The organism is Sphingobium sp. SA2, assembly GCF_032227065.1.
Classification (GTDB): Bacteria; Pseudomonadota; Alphaproteobacteria; order Sphingomonadales; family Sphingomonadaceae; genus Sphingobium.
This window is the reverse complement of sequence record NZ_JAPMXX010000001.1, coordinates 1001198-1023492: the sequence shown is the minus strand read 5'-3', so window position 1 is coordinate 1023492 and position 22295 is coordinate 1001198. Positions and strand designations below refer to the sequence as shown.

19 protein-coding genes are annotated in these 22295 nt (G+C 62.1%); 13 read left to right on the top strand and 6 right to left on the bottom strand.

Annotated elements, in window-relative coordinates; all coding sequences use genetic code 11:
- The first annotated feature begins 61 nt into the window (after positions 1 to 61).
- The 13 genes from OVY48_RS04930 (at position 62) to OVY48_RS04870 (ending at position 16252) form a co-directional block, all read left to right on the top strand.
- The gene (locus OVY48_RS04930; RefSeq protein WP_313921964.1) at positions 62 to 1297 is read left to right on the top strand and encodes an amidohydrolase family protein; all 1236 of its coding nucleotides are present in this window, start codon (positions 62 to 64) and stop codon (positions 1295 to 1297) included.
- A 22-nt stretch (positions 1298 to 1319) separates the two neighbouring features.
- A complete protein-coding gene (locus OVY48_RS04925; RefSeq protein WP_313921963.1) occupies positions 1320 to 2822 on the top strand; it encodes a bifunctional 3-(3-hydroxy-phenyl)propionate/3-hydroxycinnamic acid hydroxylase in 1503 nt (500 codons plus the stop codon).
- Positions 2819 to 3256 carry a GlcG/HbpS family heme-binding protein gene (locus tag OVY48_RS04920; RefSeq protein ID WP_313921962.1) on the top strand — a complete coding sequence of 146 codons (438 nt, stop codon included), beginning with the start codon at positions 2819 to 2821 and terminating at the stop codon, positions 3254 to 3256. The genes OVY48_RS04925 and OVY48_RS04920 overlap by 4 nt, the downstream gene beginning before the upstream one ends.
- On the top strand, positions 3253 to 4161 hold the full coding sequence (locus tag OVY48_RS04915; RefSeq protein WP_313921961.1) for a VOC family protein: 909 nt from the start codon (positions 3253 to 3255) through the stop codon (positions 4159 to 4161). Before OVY48_RS04920 ends, OVY48_RS04915 begins: the two co-directional genes overlap by 4 nt.
- Positions 4161 to 4991 (top strand): fumarylacetoacetate hydrolase family protein, encoded by an 831-nt coding sequence (locus OVY48_RS04910; RefSeq protein WP_313921960.1) that lies wholly within the window; start codon positions 4161 to 4163, stop codon positions 4989 to 4991. The genes OVY48_RS04915 and OVY48_RS04910 overlap by 1 nt, the downstream gene beginning before the upstream one ends.
- Before the next feature lie 43 nt (positions 4992 to 5034).
- Entirely contained in the window at positions 5035 to 7356 is a 2322-nt protein-coding gene (locus OVY48_RS04905) for a TonB-dependent receptor (RefSeq protein ID WP_313921959.1), read from the top strand.
- 200 nt (positions 7357 to 7556) lie between these two features.
- Positions 7557 to 8417 carry an MBL fold metallo-hydrolase gene (locus OVY48_RS04900; RefSeq protein ID WP_313921958.1) on the top strand — a complete coding sequence of 287 codons (861 nt, stop codon included), beginning with the start codon at positions 7557 to 7559 and terminating at the stop codon, positions 8415 to 8417.
- 20 nt (positions 8418 to 8437) lie between these two features.
- Positions 8438 to 9259 carry an alpha/beta hydrolase gene (locus OVY48_RS04895; RefSeq protein ID WP_313922060.1) on the top strand — a complete coding sequence of 274 codons (822 nt, stop codon included), beginning with the start codon at positions 8438 to 8440 and terminating at the stop codon, positions 9257 to 9259.
- A 17-nt stretch (positions 9260 to 9276) separates the two neighbouring features.
- Complete coding sequence (locus tag OVY48_RS04890; RefSeq protein ID WP_313921957.1) at positions 9277 to 10593, top strand: family 1 glycosylhydrolase; 1317 nt, start codon at positions 9277 to 9279, stop codon at positions 10591 to 10593.
- A 6-nt stretch (positions 10594 to 10599) separates the two neighbouring features.
- On the top strand, positions 10600 to 11031 hold the full coding sequence (locus OVY48_RS04885; RefSeq protein ID WP_313921956.1) for a hypothetical protein: 432 nt from the start codon (positions 10600 to 10602) through the stop codon (positions 11029 to 11031).
- On the top strand, positions 11028 to 11957 hold the full coding sequence (locus tag OVY48_RS04880) for an alpha/beta hydrolase (protein WP_313921955.1): 930 nt from the start codon (positions 11028 to 11030) through the stop codon (positions 11955 to 11957). The genes OVY48_RS04885 and OVY48_RS04880 overlap by 4 nt, the downstream gene beginning before the upstream one ends.
- A gap of 17 nt (positions 11958 to 11974) precedes the next feature.
- The gene (locus tag OVY48_RS04875; protein WP_313921954.1) at positions 11975 to 15322 is read left to right on the top strand and encodes a glycosyl hydrolase; all 3348 of its coding nucleotides are present in this window, start codon (positions 11975 to 11977) and stop codon (positions 15320 to 15322) included.
- Positions 15323 to 15448: 126 nt separating this feature from the next.
- A complete protein-coding gene (locus tag OVY48_RS04870; protein WP_313921953.1) occupies positions 15449 to 16252 on the top strand; it encodes a TetR/AcrR family transcriptional regulator in 804 nt (267 codons plus the stop codon).
- Here the strand turns inward: OVY48_RS04870 and OVY48_RS04865 are convergent.
- From OVY48_RS04865 to OVY48_RS04840, 6 genes are read right to left on the bottom strand one after another with little or no spacing between them, the layout of a single operon-like run.
- Positions 16231 to 18240 (bottom strand): pyrroloquinoline quinone-dependent dehydrogenase, encoded by a 2010-nt coding sequence (locus tag OVY48_RS04865; protein WP_313921952.1) that lies wholly within the window; start codon positions 18238 to 18240, stop codon positions 16231 to 16233. The two genes, OVY48_RS04870 and OVY48_RS04865, sit on opposite strands and share 22 nt — an antisense overlap.
- A 1-nt stretch (position 18241) precedes the next feature.
- A complete protein-coding gene (locus tag OVY48_RS04860) occupies positions 18242 to 18481 on the bottom strand; it encodes a biotin/lipoyl-containing protein (RefSeq protein ID WP_313921951.1) in 240 nt (79 codons plus the stop codon).
- 12 nt (positions 18482 to 18493) lie between these two features.
- Positions 18494 to 19486, bottom strand: a complete 993-nt coding sequence (locus OVY48_RS04855; protein WP_313921950.1) for a transketolase C-terminal domain-containing protein — start codon at positions 19484 to 19486, stop codon at positions 18494 to 18496.
- A 16-nt stretch (positions 19487 to 19502) separates the two neighbouring features.
- Positions 19503 to 20498, bottom strand: coding sequence for a thiamine pyrophosphate-dependent dehydrogenase E1 component subunit alpha (locus OVY48_RS04850; protein ID WP_069064418.1), 996 nt, complete (start codon positions 20496 to 20498; stop codon positions 19503 to 19505).
- Between the two features lie 27 nt (positions 20499 to 20525).
- The gene (locus OVY48_RS04845; RefSeq protein ID WP_313921949.1) at positions 20526 to 21824 is read right to left on the bottom strand and encodes a M24 family metallopeptidase; all 1299 of its coding nucleotides are present in this window, start codon (positions 21822 to 21824) and stop codon (positions 20526 to 20528) included.
- 2 nt (positions 21825 to 21826) lie between these two features.
- On the bottom strand, positions 21827 to 22294 hold the full coding sequence (locus tag OVY48_RS04840) for a cupin domain-containing protein (RefSeq protein WP_313921948.1): 468 nt from the start codon (positions 22292 to 22294) through the stop codon (positions 21827 to 21829).
- Position 22295: the final 1 nt, after the last annotated feature.

Sequence of the window (22295 nt, the reverse complement as noted above, 5' to 3'; positions counted from 1 at the left end):
TTGTTCCTGATCAAACTTGCCCATAGAGAGCGCAACAAGAGTGGAATGCAGGAGAGACGGCATGCGACGGTTTATTCGCAATGTTCGCATATTTGACGGGCAAGGCACCGCGCCATTTGCCGGAGCCGTCCTGATCGAGCAGGATCGCATCGCCGCCGTGTTGCGTGATGAAGCGATGATCGCCGCCACGACAGCAGATCAGGTGATCGATGGGCAAGGCGGCACGTTGATGCCGGGCATGGTGGATTCCCACACGCATTTGACCTGGGGCAGCTCGGTCGAAAAAATCTATCACCAGTTCATCCTGCCTGCCGATGAGCTGAAGGTCGCAGCGTGGCGCAACGCGCGTGTGTTGCTGGACCATGGTTTCACGAGCGCCTATTCGGCTGGCGCGCTGGGCGATCATATCGAACCGGAACTGGCCCGCGCCATCGCAGCGGGTGAAACGCCCGGTCCGCGCCTTGTCCCCTCTACGCTGGAACGCAGCCCTGAAGGCGAAGAGGGCGTCGAGACCGGCGATGTATTCAATGGCCGTGGTGCCCAGTCGATGCGGGATTTCGTCGCTTATTGCGCGCAGGAGGGCGTCCAGTCGCTCAAGCTGGTAATTTCGGGTGAAGATGCGTTGAAGCCCGGCTCGTCGGGGGACATCCTCTACACCGATGAAGAGATGCAGGCAGCGGGCGATGCCGCAAATGAAGCAGGCCTGTGGATTGCCACCCATGCTTATTCACCCCGCGCCATCCAACTGGCGCTCGAAGCAGGTGCGCGCATCCTCTATCATTGCTCCTTCGCCGACGAAGCGGCGATGGACGCGATGGTCGCGCACAAGGACCAGATTTTCTATGCCCCCGGTCCGGGCGTTTCCGTCGCCGCGCTGGAAGCAACCCCTCCTCCGCACATCAACATGGCGTCGATGAAGGCAAGTGCGGCAGAGCGGTTGGAACTGGAAGCGGTGCTGGTGCCGGAGTTGAAGCGGCGTGGTGTGCGCGTGCTGATCGGCGGCGATTATGGTTTTCCGTTCAACCCCAATGGCCGCAATGCCCGCGATCTGGAGCATTTCGTGACCCGCTTCGGCTTCACCCCGGCCGAAGCGCTGAGCGCCGCGACGATGCTGGGCGGTCAGTTGATGGGACTGGATGTCGGGCAAGTGAAGGTCGGCTATCTCGCTGACCTGCTGCTGGTCGATGGCGACCCGACGCAGGATGTGACGATCATGCAGGATGCCAGCCGTCTCAAAATGATCATGCAGGGCGGTAAATTGCACAAAGCGCCCGTGACCGAGCCGGTAACGGCCTGATACCGCTACAAGAAAGACGATCATGTTTGATGTTGCGATTATCGGCTGCGGGCCGGTAGGGGCCTTTGCGGCCAATTTACTGGGCAAGAGCGGCCTGTCAGTCCTAGTGATCGAGAAGGAAGCCACCCCCTATCCGCTGCCCCGTGCGGTGCATCTGGACCATGAGATGATGCGCCTGTTCCAGTCGGCGGGTGTGATCAACGCAGTGGCGGGCGACATGCGCGATACCGAAGGGCATCTGCATGTCGGCGCCGACCATGGCGTCATCAGATATATGGGGACGGTGGGCCGGGCGCGGCCATTCAGCTGGTCCAACGACTATTTCTTCTACCAGCCCGAACTGGAGCAGCATCTGCGCGATGCGCTGGCGGGCCATGCTACGGTTGAACTGCGGCTGGGTGTCGGGTTCGAGGGGCTGGAGCAGGACGGAAATGGCGTGACATTGCGCCTGTCGGGCGGCGACACGGCGCAGGCGCGCTATGTCATAGCGTGCGACGGATCGCGCAGTGCCGTGCGCAAGGCGTTGAGCATAAAGCTCGATGATCTGGATTTCGAGGAACCCTGGCTGGTGGTCGATGCCGAAGTCGACGGTCCGGTACGCTTCCCCGACCTTTGGGGCGTGCCGGAAGCGGCCGATCTGCAAAAACTGTCGGTGATGATGTGCGATCCCAAACGCCCGGCGACCATCGTGCCGGGGCGTGGCAATCACCGCCGCTGGGAATTCATGCTGCTGCCCGGTGAAGATGACCAGACGATGATGGAACCGCATAATGTCGCTGCCCTTGTGGCACCCTACCTCTCCGAGGTGCCACACAGGATCGTGCGCGCAGCGACTTATCGCTTTCACGGCCTGATCGCCGAGCGGTGGCAGCAGGGCGGCGTCTTTCTGGCGGGTGATGCCGCGCACCAGACGCCGCCCTTTTTCGGGCAGGGCATGTGCCATGGGATGCGCGACGCGGCCAATCTGGCGTGGAAGATTGCCGCAGTGGTGCAGGGCGACGCGCCTGACACGCTGCTCGACACCTATCAGCCCGAACGTGACCCGCATGTCCGCGCGGTGATCTCCGCCGCCGTGGGCGCAGGCCGCTATATCTGTGTGCTGGACCCGGCTGCTGCAGCCGTCCGTGACGCAGAAATGCGCGAAGCGGCCAAAGTAACGCAGCAAAGCACCGCGGCTGATCTGATCCCCCCCATTTCGACCGGCATCGTGGCGTTGGGCAGGGTAGGAGCGGGCGAACGCTTCATCCAGCCGCGTGTGGGTGACCAGTTACTGGACGATGTTACGGGCGGAGGCTGGCGGCTGTTCGCACGGCACGCCGTGGCAGCGCCTAACGATGTCACTGTCGTAGCGCTCGACACGCTGGACGATGGCGGTGCGATCGCCGCTTGGCTCGATGCACGCAGGGCCGATGCGCTCCTGCTGCGCCCCGACCATTATGTTTTCGGCACGGGTGAACCGGCGGACCTGATTGCACTGCGCGACGCGCTGATCGTCGGAAGTGTTTCTCAGGAGATTGCGGCATGACCCTTACCCTTACCCTTGCCCAGGCACGGACCATCATCGACACCGCCTTGGCGCAGCTGCGCGGCGACAATGCCCCGGCGCTGGCCGTCGTCGTGCTAGACGCAGGCGCGCACCCGGTTGCTTTCGCACGGGAAGATGGCGCCAGCCTGTTCCGCTTCGACATTGCCAGGGCCAAGGCGACGGGCGCGTTAGGCATGGGCGCGGACACGCGCGTCATTGCCGGCCGCGCCGCGAACAACCCGGCTTTCTTTCAGAGCGTGGTGGCCGTCACCGGCGGTCAGCTGGCTCTGTCGCCCGGCGGCGTCCTGATCCGTGAGTTGGAAGGTGCGGTGATTGGCGCCGTCGGGATCAGCGGCGACACCGGCGATTGCGACGAAGCTTGCGCCATTGCGGGCATATTGGCCGCCGGTCTGACCCATGGAGACGCCAAATGAAGTTGCGCAGCATCGAATTGTCGCTGCCCGGCGCGGCAGAAGCGGCGACGTTCCTGACCGATATCTGGGGAATGGCACCGGCGGCGGTCGAAGGGGCTACGCATTATCTGCGCGGATCAGGCAGTTTCCCCTATCTGATCGCGCTGGAAGAATCGGCGGATTGCTATGTTCGCTCGACCACCTTCGTCTGCACCGCTGACCGGCTGGAGCAGCTCAAGGCGTCGGTCAGCGCTGCGGGTCTGAACGCCGCGCCCGTCGTGTCGCAGGATCCGGGCGGCGGTCATGGCATCATCGTCGAGCTGGCCGAGGGCGAATTGCTCCGCTTTCTGGTCGATGCGCAGGAAGTTGCGCCGATCGAAGGAGCAGATCTGCCGGTCAAGCTGACCCATGTGGTGTTCAACAGCATCGACGCGGAAAGGACCGGCCATCTGGTCGAAGATGCGCTGGGTTTCCGCGTGTCCGACCGGACGAAGGGCATGGTGTTCGTGCGCTGCAATGACTCGCATCATTCGACGGCCTTTGCCCGCGCAGGCATTTCCAGCCTGAACCATATCGCGTTCGAAATGGAAGATCTGGACGCGGTGATGCGCGGCATCGGCCGCCTGCGCGATCAGGATATGGCCCCGGCATGGGGGCCGGGTCGCCATGGTCCAGGGGCCAACGTGTTTGCCTATTTCATCGCCCCCTTCGGCCCGGTGATCGAATTTTCGACGGCTGTGAACAAGGTGTCCGACGACTATCCCGTGGGTGCGCCGGAAGACTGGACCTGGCCTGCCAGGCGGATCGACCAATGGGGCATTTCGACCAAGGATTTCGACGGCCTGCGCGCCGCCGAAGAGAAATTTCGCCACCGCCGCGACTGGGAACCGCAGTCGCTGGCCGTTCTGACCGAGGACAATATCTAATGCGTTATGTCAGCTTCCGCCGTCCCGACGGCACCGCCAGCTTCGGCCGCCTGAATGGCGAAACCATCGTCGAATTGGCAAACGACGCCGTGCCAAGCCTCAAGGCCGCGCTGACCGACGGCAGCCTTGCGACGCTGGCCGATGGCGCGACCTTCGCCGTTGCCGATGTCGTGCCTCTGCCGGTCATTCCCGACCCTGCCAAGATACTGTGCGTCGGCCTCAACTATGCTGAGCATGTCAAGGAAACCGGTCGCGAGCAGAAGGCGCATCCCGCCATATTCGTGCGCTATGCCGATAGCCTGGTCGCCGATGGCCAGCCGATGGTGAAGCCGACCGTGACCGAGCGCTTCGATTATGAAGGCGAATTGGCGGTCGTTATCGGCAAGCCGTGTCATAAAATCGCGGCTGCCGACGCCATGGCTTATGTTGCGGGCTATAGCGCATTCAACGACGGTTCCGCGCGCGACTGGCAGCGCCACAATATCCAGTTCACGCCGGGCAAGACCTTCCCCGGCACCGGCGGGTTCGGCCCCGCGCTGGTGACGGCGGACGAGATTGACGATCTGGGCGCTTTGCGCGTGCAGACGCGGCTCAATGGCGAACTGGTACAGGATCAGCCGGTCGGCGACATGATCTGGGATATTCCCACGGTCATCGAATATATCAGCGCTTTCACGCCCCTCGCGCCCGGCGATGTCATCGCTACCGGCACGCCCGGCGGCGTCGGCGATAAGCGCACCCCGCCACTCTACATGAATGCCGGGGACAAGGTGGAAGTCTCGATCGGCACCATCGGCACGCTGACGAACCGTATCATCGACGAAGCATAATCAACCAATAAACGACCCAATGATAAGAAGGGGAGGAGTTACCATGCGTAAGTTCAACATCACCATCGCGGCGCTCGCCAGCGCGAGCGCCATCGCGCTGTCCGCACCGGCCATCGCGCAGGACGCAGCACCACAGGTCGCAGCCGATACGCCAGTTGAAGGTGGTGCCGACATCGTCGTCACCGCCACGCGCCGCGCAGAACGCTTGCAGGATGTACCGCTTGCCGTGTCGGCGATCGGTGGCGAGCAACTGGCCGAAGGCGGCTTCCAACGTCTGACCGACATCCAGTATCAGTTTTCCGGTGTTCAGTTCGGCACATCGCCCAACGACAGCGGCTTCCGCCTGCGCGGCGTAGGCACGGCAGGCGGCTTTTCCAGCTCATCGGAGCAGAATGTCGGCACCGTTGTCGACAATGTCGTCATCCCCTTCGGCAACCCGATCAACAGCCTGGGCGATCTGGAACGGGTTGAAGTGCTGAAAGGGCCGCAAGGAACGCAGTTCGGCAAAAACGCTTCGTCAGGCGTCGTCAACATTACGACCAAGAAACCGACCTTTGACAAGATGGGCGGCAAGATTTTCGCCTCCTATGGTGAACTCGATGAAGTGAACGTCAACGGCAGCCTCAACCTGCCGGTCAGTGCCAACACGGCGCTTGGCCTGTTCGGCTTCTACCGCCGCAACGACGGTTTCCTTTACAACGCAACCCAGAAGAAGGACTGGGGCGGCGAGGAAAGCTATGGCGCACGCGCCAAGCTGCTATTCGAGCCGAGCGATACGCTCAGCTTCTATCTGATCGGCGACTATTCCAAGATCGACCGCACCGGTCCCGGCCAGCTCTGGTCGATCGCCCGCCTGCCCAGTTTCGCTAACCCGCTAATGGCGGCGCGGTACGGCAATCTGAGGTCGCTGGGCATCGTGCCGGGCTTTGACAATAGCAAGTCGGCCGAGGAATATGACAGCTACAGCAGCGAGCAGAATTATGGCGCATCGCTGGAGATAAATCTGGGGCTGGGCGATTATAACCTGACCTCCATCACGGCCTGGCGGCGGCTGGATGAAGGCCCGCAGCGCTTCGCCATCGACGGCAGCAGCGTTCCGATCTTCACGGCGCAGCCTACGGGTGTTGATCAGACATTCCTGTCGCAGGAATTGCGCATCACATCGCCCGCCGGCAGCGCGCTGGAGTTCACCTCCGGCATCTATGGATCGCGCCGCAAAGTGGGTGATGACAATGACTTCAACCGTGCCCAGTTGCGCCCGGCCGCGCCGTTCAATCCGTTCATCGTCAACATTTCGGCGGGGCAGAGCAATACCCAGACCCGGTCGGATTCGCTCGCTGCCTTCTTCGACGGCAAGTTCAATGTTAGCGAGCAGTTCGCGGTGATCGGCGGCCTCCGCTATCAATATGACTGGGTGGACTCGTCCAGTTTCTCGATCATCGACCCGGCTGCTCCGCCCAGCCCTCCCGGACCGCCGGTCGCCGGACGCGTGAACTTCTACACAGCCCGCCCCCTCACAACGGGTTCTACCAAGAAGGGGGATTGGTCCGGCCGCGTCGGTTTCCAGTTCAAGCCAGACCGCGATCTCATGTTCTATGGCACGATAGCCCGCGGCTATTTGGGGCCGACGGTGACCTTTTCAGGCTTGACCGGCCAGCGGGTCGAGGTTGCGCCGCAAACGGTGCGCGACATCACCTTTGGCGTGAAGTCGCAATTGTTTGACCGTGCGGTGACGCTGAACGCCAACGTCTTCTTTGACAAATATAACAATCTTCAGACATCGGTGTTCAATGGGCTGGAATTCCTGACCGAAAATGCTGGCGGCTTTGAAGCCAACGGGTTCGAGGTCGAGGGCAACTGGCGGGTGACCCCCATATTCTCGCTCAATGCGTCCTTCACCTATTCGGACACCAAATTCACCGACTATGTCACGGCCTGCCCGGACATCGTCAAGGCGGGCTACACCTGCTACCTGCAAGGCACCACCAGCTTGGTGCAGGCGAAGGGCGAGCCGCTTTCGGGAGCACCCAAATATAGCGCCACGGCCGGTGCGGACGTGCGATTGCCGATCAATGACACAGTCACGTTCGACGCATCGGCGAATTTCTATTACCGCAGCCGGGTGCAATATGCAGCGGTGCAGGCCTTCACTTCGCAACCGGGATATGGGACGATCGGCCTCAACTCCGGCATCGGCCATCCCGATGGCGATTGGCGCGTTGGCCTGTTCGTGCGCAATTTGCTCGACCAGCGGTTCCAGTCGGCGGTCATCGGCCTGCCGTTCAGCGATCCGGGTGGCCGGGTGAACTGGCTGACACGTGAAGGCCGCCGCACGGTCGGCGTCTCGGCGGAAATGAAGTTCTGATTAAAAGGGGCGGTCGTTTGTACCGCCCCTTTTAACGAAGGCAAATGAACCCGCCACGCTAAAGGACGATGTTTATGGCATTGCGACATATCATTTCATGTGCCGTGACAATAGCGCTCGGACTGACGAGCGGAGCAGCTTTCGCGGCCTCAATTTGCCCGCCAATGCGGTGGACGACACTGGGCACTGCAGGTGGGCCTGTGCCGACGGCCGACCGCGCCGAACCGTCAAACCTGCTGTTGGCCGGGGATCAGTCGATCTTGGTTGATACTGGCGATGGGACAGTCAATCAACTGGCGCGAGCCGGGTTGGATATGCGGTCGATCCAAACCATTTTCATCAGCCATCTGCATCTCGACCATAGCGGCGGACTTGCAGCGGTGATCGGGCTACGCTGGATGAACCAGTTTCCAGGTCAATTGATCGTATATGGCCCTCCGGGCATCAAGGAGGTTGTTGACGGTATCCTGGCCTCCATGGCTCCGTCGGGGCGAATCGGTTTTGGACTTGGCGCTTTGCCGCCCACACCAAGTGGGTCGGTGCGTGCAGTTGAACTACGTGGTGGGCAAAGGATCGCTCTGGGCGACGGTCTTTCGGTCAGCACGGCGGCCAACAGTCATTTCGACCATGATGGAAAAGCTGATACAGCAAATGTTTCGCTCAGCTTTCGGTTCAGTATCGGAGAGCGCAGCATCACCTACACCGGCGATACGGGGCCTAGCGACGCAGTCGCAAGCCTATCGGCTGGTACCGATATGTTGGTTAGCGAAGTGATTGATCTGGAAAGATTGTTGAAGGAGATTCGCCAGCGTCGCATTGATGCGTCCGCCGAAATGCTCACGTCGATGCAAAAGCACCTGTCTACTCATCATCTGCTTGCGACGGATATCGGGAAAATAGCAGCGCAGGCTAAGGTCAAACGGGTAGTCTTGACCCATTACGCGATACCGGGTTCGCTTAGCGAGTCCGAGCCATCGTTGCGTGGGGATATTGCTAAATCCTATGCCGGTTCGTTGGACTTGGCGCGCGATCTTTCCAGCTTCGACTTGGGATGCCCGTGACACACCGCACGATCGCCGCGATGGGGACAGGCCTTGGTCCTGACGTTCTGGCGCAATGCCGCGCGCTGTTCGACGCTGAACAGTCCGCTCTTCAGGCGGCTGTTCCGGTCACGCAGGGCGACCTCGCCTATGGTCCGCATGAGCGGCACCGGCTGGATATCTACGCGCCGGTGGACATCATCGGCCCCGCGCCGGTATTGGTCTTTGTCCACGGTGGAGGGTTCCTGAAAGGCAATAAGGGCGGAGCCGATGCCTGGCCCAACGCCAATGTCGGGCGGATGGCGGCGCAGGCGGGGTTTGTCGGCGTGGTCATCAACTACCGCCTAGCCCCCGACCATATGTGGCCCGCAGGCGCACAGGATGTTGCGGCAGTGGTAGCCTGGCTGAAAGCCAATGCTGCGCAGCATGGCGGCGATCCGGACCGGATCGTGCTGGCGGGAACATCCGCCGGGGCGGTGCATGTCGCGGGCTATCTGAAGCTGATGGGGGACGCGGACATTTGCGGCGCGGTGCTGCTGTCGGGCCTCTATGGCTATACCCCGCTGGATCAGCGCGATCTGGCTTATTATGGCGACGCGGCGCTCTATGACGACCGCATGCCGATGGATGCGGTGGCCGCGACCACGCTGCCGCTGCTGATCGCCTGCGCGCAATATGACCCGCCACGCTTTCAGGCGGAGTTCGTCGGGCTGATGCAGGATCGTCTGGCGCGGCATGGCGCACTGCCGCGCGCGGTGATCATGACCGGGCATAATCATTACACGATGCCGATGCACCTTGGCACCGCCGACCGGCGGCTGGCCGACGAGATATGCGCCTTCGTGCGCGACATAAGCAATTGAATAGGGGAGATGATGTGATGCTTGATCGCAGGACGATGCTGGCGGCCGGAATGGCCGCGGCAGGCACATTGGCCGCGCCAGCGATTGCCGCGCGCAAGGCAGCGGCCAATCCGGCCTTCCCCAAGGGTTTCCTGTGGGGCGTGGCCACCGCGCCGCACCAGATCGAAGGCAATAATGTCGCCAGCGACCTGTGGTTTCTGGAAAATCAGCAGCCCACCATTTTCGCCGAACCTTCACGCGACGCCTGCAACAGCTTTGCGTTGTGGGAAACCGATCTGGACATCGTCAAGAATCTGGGCCTGACCTGTTATCGCTTCGGCATCGAATGGGCGCGGATCGAGCCGGAAAAGGGCTTGTTCAGCCAGGCGATGCTGGACCATTATAAAGCGGTGATCGAAGGGTGCCGGGCACGCGGGCTGGCCCCGGTGGTGACGATGAGTCACTTTACCGCGCCACGCTGGTTCAGTGCGCAGGGTGGCTGGACCAACCCGGAAAGCGCGGAATTGTTTGCGCGCTATTGCGACCGGGCGATGCGGGTGCTGGGCGCGGGCATCCATAGCGTCATCACCTTCAATGAACCCAATATCCTCTTGCTGCTGAAACCCATGTTGCCGCCGCAGGTGTGGGACATCCAGAAATTGACGCTGGAAACGGCGGCCAAGCGGTTGGGTGTGCCGAAATTCGTATCCGCCAATGTCGCCGGGGTGGAGGATCTGCCCGCGTTGCAAAAGGGGATGCTCGTCGCGCACAAGGCTGGCAAGGCCGCGATCAAGGCGGTGCGCCCGGACCTACCCGTCGGTTTTTCGCTGGCAATGATGGACGATCAGGCCGTGGGCAAGAACAGCATCCGCGACGCGATGCGGCAGGAACTCTATGGCGCATGGCTCGAAGTCGCCAAGACCGACGATTTCCTGGGCGTGCAAAATTATGAGCGCGCGCTGTGGACGGACAAGGATCGGCTGCCCGCCCCCAAGGGGTCGGTGGTCAACTGGGGCGGCACCGAAGTCTGGGCGCCGTCACTGGCGGGTGCCGTGCGCTATGCCCATCAGGCGACCGGGGCGCCGATCCTGGTATCCGAACATGGCGTCGGCACGACCGACGACAGCGTGCGTCAGGCCTTCATTCCAGCCGCACTCGCCGACCTGAAAAAAGTGATGGACGATGGCGTCCCGGTGCAGGGCTATTGCCACTGGTCGCTGCTCGACAATTTCGAATGGATTTTCGGTTATAAACCCAAATTCGGCCTGCACAGCGTCGATCCAGTGACGTTCGCACGGACGGCCAAGCCGAGCGCAGCAATCTATGGCGCGATCGCGCGTCGCAATGCCCTGTAAGCGCGCATGATGGCAACCGCCAAGCTCTCAATCCGGCGCGAAGCAGGTGTCAGTTTCACGATCAATGCCGCACTGAGCCTTGCCTTCTTTCTGGCGGTGTTCGGCATAGCGGTTCGTCTGCTGGAATGGGCCGCGCCCGATGCGCTGGGGCTGGATTTTGTGCCGCAGAGCATTGCGGTGTCGCTGATGAGTGCGCTGGTCCCCGCCTTGATCACGCGCAGGCGATTGTCGCTGGCGGTGCCGGTCCGGGTGATCGTCCTGCGCGCGTTCACCTGTGCGCTGGCCGGCGGTGCCTTAGGGGCGGGGCTTGCCATTGCGACGACGCAGGCGGGCCTTTCTTCCATCGGCTGGGGCGCGGCGCTGGGCCTTAAACTGCTGTATGGCGGGACATTTGGCGCATTGATAACAAGCCTGATATTGCAGAGGATGACCCGATGAAGTTGCTTTCCCTGGCTTTGGCGCTGGCCATCGCTACCCCTGTCTTGGCACAGCCCAACGTGAAGATGGACGCCGTGCCAGCACCCGACCAGAGCGCAGCGGTCCCGCTTTACCCCGACCAGCCAGCGGTAAAGGCGGGACAGGATGAACAATGGTCGCGGATGCAGGTGACGATCGGCACCAACGCCATCGACAATGTGATGGTTCGCAACGTCGTGCGCCCGACCATCACCCCCTATCTGCCCGATCCGGCCAAGGCGACCGGCGCGGCCGTCATCGTCGCGCCGGGCGGCGCTTTCCTGTCATTATCAATGACGGGGGAGGGAAGCGACGTTGCGCGCTGGCTGGCCGATCATGGCGTTGCTGCTTTCGTCCTGAAATATCGGCTGAACGAAACGCCGCGCGATGATCGCGCATTTCTGGGCATGATGGGCGCGCGTTTCGCCGACGCGGCAAAGCCCGGCGCGGTCCGCACGATCGAGGAACCGCGCGCAACGCAGGACGCGCTCAAGGCGCTGGCGATCGTGCGCAGCCGCGCGGCAAGCTATGGCATCGACCCGGCCCGCACCGGCATGATCGGATTTTCGGCAGGGGCGATGACGACGCTGAACGCCACGCTGGAAGGAAAGGGCGATCAGCGGCCTGCCTTCATCGGCTACATTTACGGCCCGATGACGGACATCGCCGTGCCTGCCGATGCGCCGCCCATGTTCAATGCGATCGCCATGGACGATGGCCTGTTCAAGCGGCAGGGCTTTGCCATTGTCGAAGCATGGCGCGAGGCGGGGCGCCCGGTCGAACTCCATGCCTATGAGCGGGGCGATCATGGCTTTGGCGCGGGCAAGCCCGGCACCACCACCATGGGCCTGATGCCGCAATTTTATGCCTGGATGGAGGCACGCGGCCTTCTGTCCAAGCGCCCCTGACCGCAAGGATCATGCCCATGCCCAAAACCGTTCGCCTTGTGGCCCTGCTGGCTTGCGTCGCCTTTGCCTCGCCATCGCTGGCCGACGATCTGGCCGATGGCTTCGCCAACCCGCCCCAATCGGCGCGTCCGCGCGTCTGGTGGCACTGGATGAACGGCAACGTGACGAAGGACGGGATCGACAAGGATCTCGACTGGATGGCGCGCATGGGCATTGGCGGGGTCCAGAATTTCGATGCCAATCTGATGACGCCGCAAATCGTGGCGGACCGGCTGACCTATATGACGGACGGATGGAAGGATGCGTTCCGCCATGCGGTAAAGACCGCTGACGCCAAGGGACTGGAATTCGCCATCGCTGCATCGCCTGGCTGGAGCGAGACGGGCGGACCATGGGTGGAGCCGCAAGACGGTATGAAGAAGCTGGTCTGGGCGGAGGCCGATTTGCGCGGTGGTGCGCGGTTTGCGGGCCCGTTGCCCTTGCCGCCTTCGGTCATCGGCACGTTTCAAAGTGCCCGGTCCCATGAAGCCCAGGATGGCTTCCTCGCAAAAGGCAAGCCGATCGAGCCGCTCTATCGCGATGCGAAAGTGCTGGCCTATCCCATGGCAGCGGCATCGCTACCGCGCCCAGCCGCGATGCAGGGCGATGGCAGGGCAGTTGCGCTCGACGCGCTGACTGACGCCAACATGGAAAGCACGGCTGCGCTGTCGGTCGGCTCCGATGCACAAGCGGGCACGCTGATATTGGATTATGGCAAACCCGTCACGGTGCGCGCTGCGACCCTCTACATTCCCAACGCGAAGCCCCCCTTTCGTGATCCGCTGTATCAACCGGTGCTGGAAGTTGAGCAGGACGGCAGATGGCATCGACTGGGCGATTTCCCGTTGGGGGAAGCCAGCACGACGATCGGCTTCGACGCCGTCACCGCGCGCCGTTTCCGCTTGATCCTCAGCCTCAACACCGGCCCCAAAACGCCTGCCCTGGATGAAGGCGCGCCCGGCGCGATCAAGATCGATATCTTCGCTCAGGAGAAGACGCCGACCTTGGCGATCGGCGATTTCCGGCTGCATGGGGAAGCGAAACTGGACCGCTTCGAGGCGAAGGCAGGCTATACTATCCTGCCCGATTATGGCGTGCTGAAGCCAGTGGGCAATGGCGACGCGATCGATCCAGCCAAAGTGATCGATCTGACCGACAAGCTGCGCGCCGATGGCACGCTCGACTGGATCGCGCCAAAGGGAGAGGATTGGCGGATCGTGCGGATGGGCTGGTCGTTAACCGGCAAGACCAATCACCCCGCCACGCCCGAAGCCACGGGGCTGGAGGTCGACAAATATGATGCCGCCGCCGTGCGCCGCTATCTTGAAACCTATCTTGGCATGTATCGAGACACGGTAGGTGCGGAATGGATCGGCAAGAAGGGCATCCGGGCGCTGCTCACCGACAGCATCGAGGTGGGCGCGGCGAACTGGACCCCGCGCATGGTCGAGGAATTTCAGGCGCGGCGCGGCTATGACCCGGTGCCGTTCCTGCCCGCGCTGACCGGCGCAATCGTGGGATCAACCGCTAAGAGCGACGCCTTCCTCCATGATTTCCGCCAGACTCTGGCCGACCTGATGGCCGACGCCCATTATGGCACGGTGGCCAAGGTCGCGCACGAACATGGCCTGACCGTCTATGGTGAGGCACTGGAAAATGGTCGCCCGGTGCTGGGTGACGACTTGGCGATGCGCGCCCATGCCGATGTGCCGATGGCGGCCATGTGGACCTTCAACCGCGGCGGAAATCCCCGGCCGACGCTCATCGGCGACATGAAGGGCGCGGCCTCGGTCGCCCATATTTATGGCCAGAATATCGTATCGGCCGAAAGCATGACATCGGCCTTCGCGCCCTGGGCGTTCGCGCCTTCGGACCTCAAGCGCGTCATCGATCTGGAATTCGCGTCGGGGATCAACCGGCCGATCGTCCACACCTCCGTCCATCAGCCGGTGGATGACAAGGTGCCCGGCCTCAGCCTCATGATCTTCGGTCAATATTTCAACCGGCATGAAAGCTGGGCAGAAATGGCCAAGCCCTGGGTCGATTATATGGCGCGTACCGGATATCTGCTACAGCAGGGCCGCGACAGCGCGGATATCGCCTATTTCTATGGCGAGGATCAGCCGATCACCTCGCTGTTCGAACATGGCGTGCCGGGCGACCTGCCGACGCGCTACGCCTATGACTTCGTAAATGCCGACATATTGACAAAGCAGCTGACCGTCGAAAATGGCGAACTGGTCGCCAGAAGCGGCGCGCGCTATCGCGCCTTGTATCTGGGCTCGTCGAGTAAGGTGATGACCCTACCCACATTGCGTCGGATCGCTGCGCTGGTCGATGACGGCGCGACGGTGATTGGCATGGCACCGCAGCGCGCGCCGGGGCTGTTGGACGACGCTTCAGCGTTCAAGGCACTGGCGGACCGGCTGTGGAGCGGGTCGCTGAACGCCAAGGGGCGCGTGATCGCCAATACCGATGTCGAAGCGGCATTGGCAGGAATCGGTCTCGACCCTGACTTTCATGTGACGGCTGGCGCAACGGACGCCGACTATCGGTTCGTTCATCGCAAACTTGCCGATGGCGACCTCTATTTCGTCAACAACCGCACCGACAAGGCAGCCCGGATAGAAGCGAGATTCCGCGTGACGGGACGGCAGCCAGAAATCTGGCGCGCGATCGACGGTAGTGCTGCGCCCATTGCGTACAGCATTGATGGCAGTGAAACTGTGATCCCGCTTGACGTGGACGCAGAGGACGCCTTCTTCATCCTGTTCCGCAAGCCAACCACCCATAGGGCGATGAGCCTGCCTACCAAAATCCAGCTTAGGATCGCGACGCTCGACCGTCCCTGGAGCGTCAGCTTCCAGCCCGGTCGCGGTGCCCCGGAACGGCTTGAAATGAGAACCCTCGCACCATTGGAAACAACCCATGATGAGGGTGTCAAATATTTTTCGGGCGTTGCCACGTACCAGACAGGGTTCACCTTGCCTAAAGGCGTGCAATCTGGCGCGCCGCTGTGGCTCGACCTCGGCAAAGTCGGCGATGTGGCGGAGGTGCGGGTCAACGGACAGGTGGCTGGTACCGTCTGGCTCGCACCGTATCGCATCGACATCGGCAAGTTGATCAAGGCGGGTGAAAACCGTTTGGAAGTGAAGGTGGCCAATCTTTGGGTCAATCGGCTCATTGGCGACCAACAGCCTGGCGCGCGGAAGGTGACTTTTACCGCAGCACCCACCTACATGCCCGACGCACCGCTGCGGCTCTCGGGTCTGGCCGGACCCGTTACGCTATCGACCGAGGCAGTTGCCGTCCCAAGTTTGCAATGAAAGCTTGGCGTTGGGCGATAGCCTTGCGGAATAGAAGCGAGATTTCGCCCGTGTGGCTGCGGTATCGCTATCGCGCAATTTTGTAAGTTGAATGCGCCCGGCCTGCCGCGTAGGGTCGTTACGAGAATGGCAGACAATTCCAAATCGAACATCACGGCCGGGCAACTCGAAAATCCGATTGCCGCGATTGAAGCAGCGCCAAAGCGTCGCCGGAAATATACCAGCGCCATCATGACTGAGCGGCGCCAGCGCATCATTGACTGCGCGCACCGTATTCTGGGGGAGGGGGGTACGACGGGCCTGACCATCGACCGTCTAAGCCGGGAAGCAGAGGTCGCACCTAGAACGCTTTACAGGCTGTTCGACGACAAAGAGGGCGTAATTCTGGCAACCGTGTCAGACCGGTTGCGCGAGGTCCGTGCCTCCATCGCCCGTCGCCAGCGCGATTATACCATAGACGTCGTTTTCGATGAACTCGACTGGATGGTGTCGGAAATGCAGCGTGATGCGGAATATGCGCGGGTCGTGATCGGTTTCTATTTTTCCATGGAGCCGCGTGTCGATGCGATCCGCGAATTACGATCCGTGGCGTATAACCGCTTTCGCAACTGGATGGACCGCGAAATACGGCAAGGGCATACGCGCGAAGATCTCGACCTCGAACGCATCGCACAAGAATTCGTAGCGACCGAATTTCTGGTCTATCATCGCTGGGCGGTGGGCGCCGTCGATGAAGATCACTGCCGTATCGAACTCCATGCCAATTTTCTCAAGACCGCCGGTCTCGTCCTGATCGATCCTGTTCGTAGTAGCTATATCGCCATGCTGGCGGACAAGCAGATGTCATTGGGACTGAGCGACATCGGGTCGCGCGCGTCTACCAACCGCGCGCAACGCGACGAAGGCGATCATTTCATCGGCAAGGCGTAGGCCACGATCTCATCCGATCGCTTGGTTTGAAACCACATATGCTGGCCCGACGCGACGACCACGAATTGCCGCCCGCCCGCCATATAGCTCATCGGTGTCGTCTGGCTGCCACCGGGTAGGGCGTCGCGCCATAATTCCTTCCCCGTGGCCATTTCGATCGCCCGCAGATAGCCGTCCATGGTTGCGGCGATGAACAGGACGCCGCCCTTCGTTGCGATCGGCCCGCCGATATTGGGCGTGCCCAAGGAGAGATCGAAGGGCAGCGGTACGGCGACCTTGTCGTTGATGGTGCCCAGCGGCACGTCCCAAAGCGTGCGGCCCGATCGCAGGTCGATCGCGGTCAGTCCGCCCCATGGCGGCTTGGTACAGGGGGCGCCCAACGGCGACAGCAACCATTCGCGCTTCACTTCATAAGGGGTGCCCGCCATCGGGGACACGTCTTCGGTCGCCGAGAGCTTGACGGTCCCACCGGCGCCCGGCGCGCGCCGACGCAACCGGATGACGGAAGCGATGCGGCTGGAATTGATATAGTAGATTTGCCGCGCAGGATCGATCGCACCCGCCCCCCAGTTCGCGCCACCCGAAGCGGCGGGGTAGGTGATCGTCCCGCGTTCGCTGATCGGGGTAAACAGCCCTTCGCTGCGATAGCGGGCGATGAGGTCGCGACATTTCCCGCGGTCCCAGGCGGTAAAACCCCATGCGTCTTCCGGCTTTACGGATTGCGGTACGATCGGCTTGGGCAATCTTGGTCGCGGCTGCGTCGGTGACAGCCACTCGCCCGGCATGCCGCCTTGCGGCACCGGCACTTCGTCGATGGGAAATAAGGGCGCACCGGTGCGGCGGTCGAGGATGAAGACATAGCCTTGCTTGGTGGGCTGGACCAGTGCCGGGACCGCGCGACCATCGCGCTGGATGTCGACAAGGGTCGGTTGAGCGGGCGTATCATAATCCCAGATATCATGATGGATCAGCTGGCGCGCCCAGACGAGCGCACCGGTTCGGGCATTCAACGCCACGACGCTGTTGGCATGCCGGTTGTCACCCGGACGCTGGCCACCATAATAGTCGGGCGATGCACTGGACGTGGGCAGGAAGACCAGCCCGCGCTGCGTATCGGCAGATATGACCGACCAGACATTGGCAGCACCGGTTTTCAGGCGACTATCGCCCATCCAGTCGCGATCGCTGCCACCCGTCTGGGGAATAGGGTCGAATGTCCAGCGCGGCTGCCCCGTCCGAACATCATAGGCGCGAATGATGCCGCGCGGGGCGCTGGCGCGGACATTGTCCAGAACCGACGTGCCGACCACGATGCTGCCCGCCGCGATCGCTGCAGGTGCGGCCAGCTTGACCTCGCCAGGATGATGGAGTGGCCCCGGATCGATCCGCACCGTACCGTTTTGGCCAAATCCGGGGCAGGTCCGCCCGGTGCCGGCATCCAGCGCGATCAGGCGCATGTCGACTGTGGCTAGGATAATGCGCTCGGCGCACAGCGCGCCCGATGCCGCTTCGGGATCGCGCCATTGCGATACGCCACGACAGATATATTGATCGGGCAGCTTGAAATTCGGGTCGATCTTGGGATCGAATGTCCACTTCTCCCGTCCCGTGGCCGGATCAAGCGCGATGACGCGGGAAAAGGGGGTGCATGTCACCAGCGAACCCGCGGCCAGTATCGGCGTGGTCTCGCTGGTGCTGTTGGCCAGTATCGCCTCCGGGCGACGCGACAGTTCGCCCGTCGAATAGCGCCAGGCGACCTGGAGATGGCCGACATTGCCCGGTACGATCTGCGCCGCTTCCGTGTAGCGCGTGCCGGCCGCCGTAGCCCCCCATTGTGCCCAGGCGGTCTGGGCGGGCAGGCGGGTAGGAATGAACAAAGGCGGCAACGGCGGATGCGCAATGCGCCACCACAGGCCCGCACCTGCAAGGGCGACCAGCAAGATGAGGCCGCTAATGGCCCACCGCCGTTTGCGCCATGTCCTTGGCATGTCAGACCAGGATCGTCGCGATGTGGCTGCGGACATCGGCGGATTCGCCTTCCGCCACCAGAATGTCGGTCAGGGTTCCCGAACCGGGTGATGGCACTTCGACGGTTGCTTTGGCCGCTTCCACTTCGACCAAAGGCTCGCCTGCCTCGACCTTGTCGCCGACACCCTTGAGCCATCGGACGATATCGGCATCCTGCATTCCCATCCCGAACTGGGGGAGCAGCACCTTCATGTTGGCCATGATGACGTCCTCCTATGCCGGAACGGGTCGGGCCGCACCGACAAGGGTGCGAGCGGCCGCAACGATGCGGTCGACGGTGGGATAGAGCCCCTTTTCGATGGCGGGCGAGAAAGGCAGGTGCGTATCGGCTGTCGCGACCCGTAATACCGGGCCACGCAGCGCGTCGAACGCCTGCTCGACGATCAGGGCGGATATCTCGCTGGCGGCGCTGCATGTCTGATGGGCGGGATCGACCGTGATCGCGCGGCCGGTCTTGCGCACCGATCTCAAAATGAGGGCCTTGTCGAGTGGCACCAGACTGCGTGGATCGACGACTTCGATCGATATGCCCTCCTTCGCGAGCACTTGCGCGGCCTTGAGCGCTAACGGAACCGCGCCGGCAACGGCGATCACGGAAATGTCGGTGCCTTCCCGCTTGATGTCCCCCTTGCCCAACGGAATGATGAAATCTGGATCGTCGGGCATCTCGGACTTGCTGGTCCAGCAGGTGCTGTCTTCGAAACACAGGACCGGGTCATCATCACGGATTGCGGTCTTCAACATGCCTTTCATGTCATAGGCGTTGGACGGCACCATGATCTTGAGACCTGGAACGTTCATGAACATCGAATAGGGTCGGTCGCTATGCTGCGCCGCGTTGGAATTGCCGTAGAACAGGCATGTACGGATCACGAGCGGCAACGTCGCCTGTCCGCCGTAAATATAGCGGGACTTGGCGATAATGCTCATGATCTGATCCATGGCAGGATAGAGGAATGAGGCGATGGTCGCATCGACGATGGGTCGCATCCCCACCATGCTCGCACCGGCCGCCGCGCCGATGAATCCATTTTCTGAAATCGGCGTATCGCGCACGCGCTCCACACCGAAGGAATCGACGAAGCCGGTGGTGGTGCCGAACACGTTGCAGATGATGTCCTCACCCATGATGAAGACGCGTTTGTCGCGCGACATTTCCTCATGTTGTGCCTGGCGGATCGCTTCGAGATATGTGGCCTTGGTCATGAACTGGTCCTTGCCTTCAAGCGGTCAGGTAATCGGGGATGGGCAGACGATCGACGAACACATCGTCAAACGCATCGGCCTGTTCGGGATAGGCGCTGTCGCGCGCGAACTGCAGGGCGTCGGCGACTTCGTCGGCCACCTCCTGCTCCATGCTATCGAGTATGGCGGCGGTGACTCCCGCTTCCAGCAGGCGCGCACGATAGAGCGTGAGCGGATCGCGTTTGCGCCACTCGTCTACCTCCGTCCCCCGATCCAGCAGGATGCGGCCCATGTTCACGGCATGGTCGGCATAACGATAGGTCTTGGTCTCGACCAGGGTCGGCCCACCGCCGGTACGGGCACGCTCCACAGCTTCCGTCACGGCCGCTTCCACCGCATCGACATCCTGCCCATCGACGATGATTGCGGGCATGGCATAGGCTTTTGCCCGCTCGGCTATGTCCTTCACCGGCACTGCGGCGGAGGCTGGCGTGGAAACGGCATAGCCATTATTCTCGCACACGAAGATGGCTGGCAGTTTCCACACCGCCGCCAGGTTCATGCCTTCGTGGAAAGCCCCTTCGTTGGTTGCGCCATCGCCGAAAAAGCACAGCGCGACGCGATCGTTGCCTTGCAGCTTTGACCCCAGCGCCGCACCTGCTGCAACCGGTATGCCGGACCCGACAATGCTCGTTTCGCCCAGGCTGCCGACGGAAAAGTCGGACAGGTGCATCGAGCCACCCTTGCCTTTGCAGATGCCCGTCGCCTTGCCGAGCAGTTCGGCCATCAACGGGCGTAACTTGGCCCCTTTGGCGATGGGATGACCATGGCTGCGATGCGTACCCACCATATAATCGTCGTTACGCAGCGCGATGCAGGCACCGACGCCGGAGGCTTCCTGCCCGGCATAGGTGTGGAGTGCGCCAGGAATTTCGCCGGCAGCATGAATGGCTTCCGCCTTGTCTTCGAAATGGCGGATACGCAACATCCTGCGGTATTTTTCAAGGCTGCGATCGTTGGGTCTATCGGTCATGACTATTCCTTCAGGGGATAAGGACTTTCAGGCAAAGGCGGCTTCGGCGGAGGCAGAGCTGCGGTCGGCCACGAACAGTTCGAGTGGCGCGGCGTACATGGGTTCGGGTCCATCAGCGGTGATGGCGTAGACATTTTCCATGTGGCACGGGCCGAGCTTCGCGCCGAAGAACAGGCTATCGAGGCTGATGAGCATGCCCTCTTCCATCACGAACCCCTGCTTCACCCCCGCCAGCCCGGCAGCGGGATAGGGAAGCGGTATTTCGAGCGGCATCAGGCCGATGCCATGGGCGACAACCAGCAGCTTTTCCGGTGCAGCGACGCCGTGCGCCTTGAGATGGTCGTAGCCGATCGCAGGCAGGCTGTTGGTCGATACGCCTGGACGCAGCATGTCCACCATCTTGAGAAAGCCATCGCGCAAGATGTCGTGCAGCCGTTGATAGTCCTGTGGGGGCGTCCCGATGACGGCGGTCCGGTTGATATCGATCCAGAAGCCGTCGAGGACTCCCTGTGTTTCGAGAATGACAATGTCGCCCTTGCGCAGCGGGCGATTCCCTGCGGTGCGGAACAGGTCGGGGATAAAGTCATCGCCATCATAGCTTCCGCCAAAGAGCATCGCACCTTCATCGACGGGAATGACCTGGTTGCGGACCATGAAGTCGCAAATGCCCGCCTGGACATGGTTCCAGTCCGCCCCTTCGTGAAGCAGCGACCCGGCATGCGCGATGACGCGATCGGCCATCTTGCCCACCGTGCGATAGCGCGCCAGTTCCTCCGGCGTCTTCACCACGCGCACGCGCATCATCAGGTCGAGCGCGTCGCGATAGACATGCGGTGCCCCCGACATGGCGGCAGCGGAGAGGCGATGTTCGTCGAAGCCGATCGTACATCCGACCAGCCCATGATCGACCATCGCCGCCGTCACGGCCGCGGCTATGTCGGGCTGGCATGTGCCGCGGATGGCACCCGCAATCGCCATGGCATCATCGGCAAGGCGACTGCTTGCGCGATCAGGATCGACATAGCGGCTCACCTCGCAGAAGTTCAGCATGTCGAACGTGCGGATCTCGTCGAAAGTGCAGGTGGGCGCGTGACGGTTGAGGACCGCGACGATGCCCAGATTGGCTTCCGGGATCACTAATATGGTGGGCTTGGCCGGATCGGCGAATAGGATCGCTGCGGCAAACGGCTCCATCTGTGTCCAGCGTTCCAGCACCGAATGATAGCCGGTAGCGTATCGGACATCATGCGGGTGACTGAGGACGACGGCACTCAAACCTTCTGCGGCAAGCTGGGCGCGCAGGCGCGCAACGCGGGCGTTGGTCATGGTCAAGCCGCCGCCAGGGCAGCGTCGGTGCCCTCGTTCGAGATGTCGGAGACCAGCGCGCCTTGGGCGAGGTCGCGCAGAAATTCATGGTTCAGGATGAAGCGTACGTCGCCGTCCGGGCCGGTAAAGGCGACCGCGCCATGGCCCATGAACAGATATTCCGTCACTTGCTCGCACCGGGCTTCGTTGTGGCGCGACCCGATCGGTTCATAGCCGTAGGTTCCGGCTGGTGCCGACCCGACATCGTAGAGCAGTTCGCCCTTCGTGACGAAATATTGGCCATGCCCCAGATGCCAGTGCGGTGCGAATGTCGCGCCGGGCTGCATTTCGACCCACAGCACCCAATCGCCCGTCTCCTCGCTGTAGCGCAGCAGGCGAATGGTGGTCCCCTGTCCCAACTCATGTGCGCGGGCATCGGCGATGCTTACGATAAGATCGCCCGTTTTTCCGGCGTCATGCTCGATGGTCATC